This is a genomic window from Deinococcus sp., from assembly GCF_025362455.1.
Taxonomy (GTDB): domain Bacteria; phylum Deinococcota; class Deinococci; order Deinococcales; family Deinococcaceae; genus Deinococcus.
The window spans coordinates 1-6,270 of sequence record NZ_JANYGJ010000068.1 but is presented as its reverse complement, the minus strand read 5'-3'; the positions used below and the strand labels follow the sequence as shown (position 1 = coordinate 6,270).

The following is a 6,270-nucleotide window of genomic DNA, read 5'->3' as shown; positions in this document are numbered from 1 at the left end:
TCAGCGTTCCGGTGAGGTTGCAAGAGAATGTCGAGCACTGCACCGGATTCATCGACGGCCCGCCACAACCAGTGTTTTTTGCCCGCCATATCGATACACACCTCATCCAGGAACCACCGGGAACCCCGTCGGGGTTCCCGGGATTGTGTTGCCTTAACTGCAATGCCAGTAAGTTAAGAGGGTAGCGGGGCACTGGCACGTACTTTTCTTGGATAGCGGGTCATCTTGATTTTGACAGCCCGTGGGTACGAGCGAGGTCTTCTGGCAGGAAGAACGAGCAACGCGATATCACCGGCCAGTTGCTCCAAATACTGTGGAAGACGACCAGCGGCCACCACCCACGCGCTGAGCCACAACGTCCGGATCAGCAACAAGCTGGTCCAGTACGAAATACGTAAGGGACTGACCTCCAGATACCCGGCCACCCGGGCCATTTCCAGGCGTACCAGGTCGTACACCACGGCCAGCGCGAACAGTTCCTGGCGAATTCGGTCCGGCGTCTGAGAGCGCAATGCCTCCAATCGTTCCAGGGTATGCGTGTGCACTTCGTCGAACCCCGTTTCGAGTTCCCAGCGCTGGTGGTAGAGCTTAATGATCTCGGCCGCCGGGTAGCGCTCGGCGCCTTGCATTGACGTCAGCAGCCACTGTGGCTTGAAGCCCGGGAGCTGGTAGCAGATGACGCGGATCGGCATGCTGCGGGGCGAGGTAGGCGCAGACCTGCGCGCAGGTCTGCGAAAAGGAACTTCAGCGGGTGGCCTCATTCGGTCCCAGAATCTCCAACACTGTCCACACCAGGTTGCTTTTGGCTCGTACGAGCCAGTGCCGCTCTTCGCCCCGCTGCTGATGGCGGTAAAACCGCCGGTAGTCCAATAGACCTCGGTCGACCATCAGCACACAGTGATCGGGCAGGTGCTCATCGAAGCCGCTGGAGAGCGATTCCTCGCTCTCCGTATACGCGCCGATCTTCAAATCCAGCAGGAAATGCGACCCGAGCGCCATCAGGCCGACCACTCGGGCTTGCGGATATGCGCTCTCACGGTGTGCACCACTCGAGGGCAGAGTGAAATGCGCGCGATTCTCGCTCCTATCCGGTACCCGGATCGTTGTGCCATCGATGCCCAGTACCGCCAGACCACGCCAGCGGTGGGCTTCAAGTTGCTCATGGCCATGACGACTCACAACGGCATTGAACAGGTGCTTGAGAGGGGCCGTACCCAGTCGGTCACGCGCCTGCACCAGGGCCGCCGAGCTGATGGTTGTCTTCCCGTTGTGATCAGGGAAGACCAGATGCAGATGGTCGCATACTGCCTGAATCGACCGGTCGCGTAGGAGCGCCATGCCGAGCATCAACCACACGGCGCGTTCCGCAGGGAGCTTGCGGCGGCGAACCGAAGCAGTTCCCGTCGCTTCAAGAGCTTGCGTCACCAACGCTGCGTCAAGGCTATTGGCGAAGGTGCCCTGGTGGTCGAGTGGCTGATCGCGAGCCGTGGTCAGCAGTGCGGTGCCAAGGTTCATCCTTCATCTTGACACCTTAGCCGGTCGGTCCGAACCCCTTAACTTACTGGCATTGGCCTTAACTGGGTCGGGGTAGGCTGACCCGCCGTGACCGACGCCAAGCCTTACCGCCACCGCTTTCCAATGACGATCATCCAGCACGCCGTTTGGCTCTACCATCGCTTCCCGCTGAGTTACCGGGACGTTCAGGAATTGCTCCACCAGCGCGGCATTGAGGTCAGCCACGAGACGCTGCGCGAATGGTCTATCAAGTTCGGACCCCTTTTCGCTGACGACCTGCGCCACTGGGAACCCCGTCGGGGTTCCCAGTGGCATTTGGACGAGGTCTGGATACCGTCGGCGAATTCGAAGAAGCGGTACCGAATACAGCGTTTTGCGCGACTGAAAAGCATTCATCAACCCATGAACACGGAACGTTTTGAATTCGCCGACAGTATCAGATCTGTACGAGCGTCAATGGCGTCCAACATTGGTTATGGCGTGCTGTCGACGAGGTGGTGGTTTAAGGAAGCTGTTACCAAACGCAAAGTGATATGATTTACTTGACTGACACGTTGGTATGCTCGGTGTCTCGATTCTCCAGGCATAACTGCTTAGCTATGGTGAGCGAGTCTGCTTCCTTGGCAAATCATCCGTTTCGCTGGTGGCCCATGCTGCGTCCGAACGCTTTTACATCCCAGCGGCACCGGCTTCGGCCACGGCCTGATCCTGTTCGCCGCTGCCGCCACTCACGCCGATGGCGCCGACCACCACACCGCCCTGTTTCAGTGGAATGCCCCCCACGAAGATCATCACCCGGCCATGGTTCGAGGTGTGGATGCCGTAGAACTGCCCACCCGGCTGGCTGTTCTCTCCGAGATCCTTGGTGCTGATATCGAACGCGCGCGAGGTGAACGCCTTGTTGATCGAGATGTCGATGCTGCCGATCCAGGCTCCATCCATCCGAACGTGGGCGATCAGGTTGCCCCCGGCGTCGACCACCGCGATATTCATCGGCTGGCCGATCTCCCGGGCCTTCTGTTCGGCGGCGGCAATCAGCGTACGAGCGAGAGCGAGGTTCAGCATGCTCAGAGTCCTTCCAGCGCTCTGCTCAGCACGTCCGGCTGGGAGAAGAACGGCACGTGGGAGCTGTCCAGCTCAATGCTCTTGACGAACCTGCCACGCGCCTGAAGCGTCTGCTGGAAGGGGTAGCTCACTGCGTGGTCTCGCTTGGTCAGGATGTCGTATTTGGCCACGCTGCCGTAGTTCGCGGCCGTCAGGGCCACGGGGGTGGCGAAAGGTATCAGCGGTTCCGGGCGCAGCTTGGCCTTCAACATGGCGACGTCGCTGGCACTGCAATCGTTGCAAAAGACTGGCTGGATGCCGTCCAGGTTGAACACCAGCGTGGTTGCAGTGGGCGTCACGTACTTACCGAACAGGGACTGGGTGTCCATCATGCTCAGCGTATTGGCGCTCTTGCCGTTCTGGGGAATGAAGGCCGCCAGGTAAACGAGCTTGGAGATCTTGGTGGGAATGGCCTCGGCCACCTGCGAGACCACGATACCGCCAAAGGGACGTGTCGTGGAGGTAGTGCGGGAGGAAGGCAAGACCGTGCTGGACGAATTGCTGGCCCACGTTTCTCCACTCGGCTGGGAACACATCGGTCTGACGGGAGACTACCTTTGGCGAGAAGACCTGGTGCCGCTGAGCGGCACCTACCGAGAGCTGGGTCGCTGACCCGTCTGGCACGACGTTATTTGCTTAGGGTACGAAAATTTCAGGATCGTGTCTTGTCCCTCTCCTGCTCTCAGTCTGCTGTGACGCCAGTTAAGGGAACGCGACCGTTTCATCTTGGACTGTCCGTCGTCGTTCATCGTTGAGTTGGTGAGGTGGCCCCTACCGGGAGGCCAGGCGCGCTGCGACCATGACGCGGTGAACCTCACCCTCAGGAGTCCACGTGGCCGATGTTCCGTTCACTCACACCCCTCCGAACGAGTCATTGTGGCCCGCCCGCATTGCCATCCTCGCCATCATTGCCCTTCAGGTGCTGCTCAACGAGCGCCTGACTGCCGGACCCAACTGGTTGGTGCCGGCGCTGGAAGCGGGCCTACTCATTCCGCTGAGCGCTCTGCGCCGCGCCCAACATCGGCGCGGGGTGGGTCCTGCCGAACTTGGTCAGGGTTGGTTACCATCCCACGGGGCCATGCGAGTGCTGGCGTTCGTCCTGATTGCTATCCTGAATCTAGCGAACCTGGCCTCGCTGGCCTTGCTGGTCTATTCGCTGCTGCATGGCAGCAAGGCCACCGGACGGCTGCTACTGATCGGCGCGCTCAATATTTGGTTTACCAATATCATCGTCTACGCCCTGTGGTACTGGGAACTCGACCGGGGCGGGCCGTTCAAGCGGCAAACCGGCTCGGAGCGGGGACCGGACCTACTGTTTCCACAGATGAGCATGGCGGCTGGTCCAGGCGGCTGGTGCCCCTCGTTTCTCGATTACCTGTTCGTCTCGTTTACCAACGCTACGGCCTTTTCACCCACCGATACCCTGCCGCTGACGCCCAACGTCAAGGTACTGATGATGATCCAGTCGGCCACCTCACTGCTGACCATCGCGCTGGTGGCGAGCCGGGCGGTGAATATCCTGGCGTAACCAGCGGGACCGTCTTCCAGATGTCAGCCGGAGCGCTCTGCAGCCAAGCGTCGTTAATGGCGCTACTGTCGCAAAGAAGCAGCGCCAATGCGGTTTCGCATCATACACGGCAGGTTAGCCTACCCCGACCTGGTTAAGGCAACACAACTCCGTGGGGAGACCCAGGGCACGCAAGGTGCGGGAGAGCCAGCGGATGCCGAATTAAGCAACGTATGCACAAAGCCAATTAGACTTATATCCTTCATAATGTACATGACATTCAGTTGGCTTAACGGAACCGCTACATCTAATTGAAAATTGCTTCATTCTAATGTCAACCCCAGGCCACACATGTCAGGGTGCTCCTTCACGCGCAGGCCGAATCCGACAATCCAATTTGGTGCTCTGGACGCCGTTCCCATAACCCGCCCTACCGCTGGCCGACCCGGATGACGTACAGCACCGCGATCAGCGCCACGAGTAATTCTCCACCGACGCAGAATATCCAGAAGGATGTGGCACTGACGAGCAGCTTGTTCACCAGGAAGCCGAAGTTCTGTCCAAAGAACCCAGTCACCAGCGTCAGGGGCAGAAACACCGTGGCCACCTGCGTCAGCTGCTTCGAGACGGCCACCTGCGCACGGTTCTCCAGCGCGTGATAGATGTCGAACGCCCGGTCGGCCATGGTCTGCGCGTGGCTCAGGCGCTCGATGACATGCTCAGCATGGTCACGGATGTCGCGGAAGTAAGGGATCTCGTTCTCACTCACGACCGGTGGCCCCACCCGCAACAAGGTGGTCAGCACATCTTTGAGCGGGAACACCACCGCGTGCGACGCGGAAGCAAGCTCGCTCAACCTGAAGATCTTCCGGACCACGTCCTCGTCCAGGTGACGCTGGTCGACTAGGCGGTGGCGCAATTCCCGGAGGTCGTCTTCCAAAGCGTCGGCGAACGGCGCGTACTCGTCGACCATCGCGTCGAGCAGCACGTAGAACAGACTGCTCGGGTCAGAGCGCCAGTCCTCAGGCACGCGGTCCCAGCGGTCCACGATGTCCTGCGTAGAGAAGCCGTGTCCATGACGGACGCTGATCACGAAGTCGGTGCCGATGAAGAGATTCAGCTCGTGAACCTGTAGCAGATCCTGCTCACCCTGGGAGACGCTGTGAACCACCACGAACTCGAAGCCCGGGTAGCTTTCCGCCTTGGAACGCTGATGGGCGTGCAGGGCGTCCTCGACCGCCAGCGGATGCAGCTTGAACCGTGACTGCAGCAACGCCATGCCCTCGGCACTAGGGTCGGTGACGTCGAACCAGATGAAGCCGCCTTTCGGAGCCGCCTCGGTCGGAACGGCGCGTTTCTCGATGACGGCAGTGCCGGCCTGATTGAACACGCAGGCACGGAGGTGACCGGCGATCTCGGAGTCGGGGGCTTTCGGGACGAGCTGTGAGGGCATTGGATCTCCTTGTGGGCGGTCTTGGCCATACCTTATCCAGGGGTTGTGTCGCCTTAATGGGGTCGCACTAGAGTTCGCGCAGAAACCTGCGCTAAGGAAGATAACAAGAGTTTCCAAAGCTGCGGGACGGACGCACAGGACGGGAAACGCGCTGAATGACACTTGAAAAAGTGCGATCAGCGCGGTCTCCTGGCAAAATGTCAAAGTTCTGCCCGTCCAGTCTACACTTGGCCTGCCTCACGGGTCTGCTGCGGCAGACCCCCGGTACACACGCCATCGCGACCCTGTGCGGAGCCAGCAAAAGCACCATCGCTGCCCGGATGGCCGCGTCGTCCCCGATTAGTTCAGCACACCTACGGGCACGTGCCGAGGTCGCCTCGCACCAGGTCTATCTGGCCTTTGATTACACGGTATCGCTTCATAGTGGCCGAGAAATGGAAGGTTTATCGTACAACTACTCCAGTTCTCATAAGTCAGTTCGGTTGGGACAACGTTATGCCAGTGCTGCACTTGTGAACGTCGATGAACTGCCAGTGCCGGTGTCACTGATCTCTCTGTAGGGGTCAAAACGTAAAAAACACCGTGTAGGGCGGTATCACAGCTAGCTTTTCGCTGACAAGGGACGTCGGCTCCTGTAGGGTGTTTCTGCAATGAAAGCAACCCAGAGCCGACTGACCCACGATAGCCTGTT

6 protein-coding genes and 3 pseudogenes are annotated in these 6,270 nt (G+C 59.7%); 3 read left to right on the top strand and 6 right to left on the bottom strand.

Features of this window, described 5'->3' with window-relative positions:
- The 3 genes and pseudogenes from Q0R23_RS05005 to Q0R23_RS04995 form a co-directional block, all read right to left on the bottom strand.
- Positions 1 to 146: pseudogene (locus Q0R23_RS05005) on the bottom strand (DDE-type integrase/transposase/recombinase); the annotation flags it as partial.
- Positions 147 to 173: 27 nt separating this feature from the next.
- Positions 174 to 692 carry a transposase gene (locus Q0R23_RS05000; RefSeq protein WP_293911000.1) on the bottom strand — a complete coding sequence of 173 codons (519 nt, stop codon included), beginning with the start codon at positions 690 to 692 and terminating at the stop codon, positions 174 to 176.
- A 52-nt stretch (positions 693 to 744) separates the two neighbouring features.
- Positions 745 to 1,515 carry an IS4 family transposase gene (locus tag Q0R23_RS04995; RefSeq protein ID WP_293910998.1) on the bottom strand — a complete coding sequence of 257 codons (771 nt, stop codon included), beginning with the start codon at positions 1,513 to 1,515 and terminating at the stop codon, positions 745 to 747.
- 87 nt (positions 1,516 to 1,602) lie between these two features.
- On the opposite strand from Q0R23_RS04995, the pseudogene Q0R23_RS04990 reads away from it, so the two are divergent.
- Positions 1,603 to 1,848, top strand: a pseudogene (locus Q0R23_RS04990) (IS6 family transposase); the annotation flags it as partial.
- Positions 1,849 to 2,184: 336 nt separating this feature from the next.
- Here Q0R23_RS04990 and Q0R23_RS04985 read toward each other — a convergent pair.
- Together Q0R23_RS04985 and Q0R23_RS04980 are read right to left on the bottom strand one after the other, a co-directional pair.
- Entirely contained in the window at positions 2,185 to 2,580 is a 396-nt protein-coding gene (locus Q0R23_RS04985) for a heme-binding protein (RefSeq protein ID WP_293910996.1), read from the bottom strand.
- A 2-nt stretch (positions 2,581 to 2,582) separates the two neighbouring features.
- Complete coding sequence (locus tag Q0R23_RS04980) at positions 2,583 to 3,053, bottom strand: hypothetical protein (RefSeq protein WP_293910994.1); 471 nt, start codon at positions 3,051 to 3,053, stop codon at positions 2,583 to 2,585.
- A gap of 25 nt (positions 3,054 to 3,078) precedes the next feature.
- Between Q0R23_RS04980 and Q0R23_RS04975 the strand changes: the two are divergent.
- A pseudogene (locus tag Q0R23_RS04975) lies at positions 3,079 to 3,231 on the top strand (Tn3 family transposase); the annotation flags it as partial.
- Positions 3,232 to 3,451: 220 nt separating this feature from the next.
- Positions 3,452 to 4,147 carry a hypothetical protein gene (locus Q0R23_RS04970; RefSeq protein WP_293910992.1) on the top strand — a complete coding sequence of 232 codons (696 nt, stop codon included), beginning with the start codon at positions 3,452 to 3,454 and terminating at the stop codon, positions 4,145 to 4,147.
- Between the two features lie 409 nt (positions 4,148 to 4,556).
- On the opposite strand, the gene Q0R23_RS04965 is transcribed toward Q0R23_RS04970, so the two are convergent.
- Entirely contained in the window at positions 4,557 to 5,579 is a 1,023-nt protein-coding gene (locus Q0R23_RS04965; RefSeq protein ID WP_293910990.1) for a magnesium transporter CorA family protein, read from the bottom strand.
- Positions 5,580 to 6,270: the final 691 nt, after the last annotated feature.

Bases quoted from the DNA above. Each gene is read 5' to 3' on its own strand.
- Q0R23_RS04995 (WP_293910998.1), bottom strand. From the start codon at position 1,515: ATGAACCTTGGCACCGCACTGCTGACCACGGCTCGCGATCAGCCACTC.
- Q0R23_RS04985 (WP_293910996.1), bottom strand. From the start codon at position 2,580: ATGCTGAACCTCGCTCTCGCTCGTACGCTGATTGCCGCCGCCGAACAG.
- Q0R23_RS04965 (WP_293910990.1), bottom strand. From the start codon at position 5,579: ATGCCCTCACAGCTCGTCCCGAAAGCCCCCGACTCCGAGATCGCCGGT.
- Q0R23_RS05000 (WP_293911000.1), bottom strand. From the start codon at position 692: ATGCCGATCCGCGTCATCTGCTACCAGCTCCCGGGCTTCAAGCCACAG.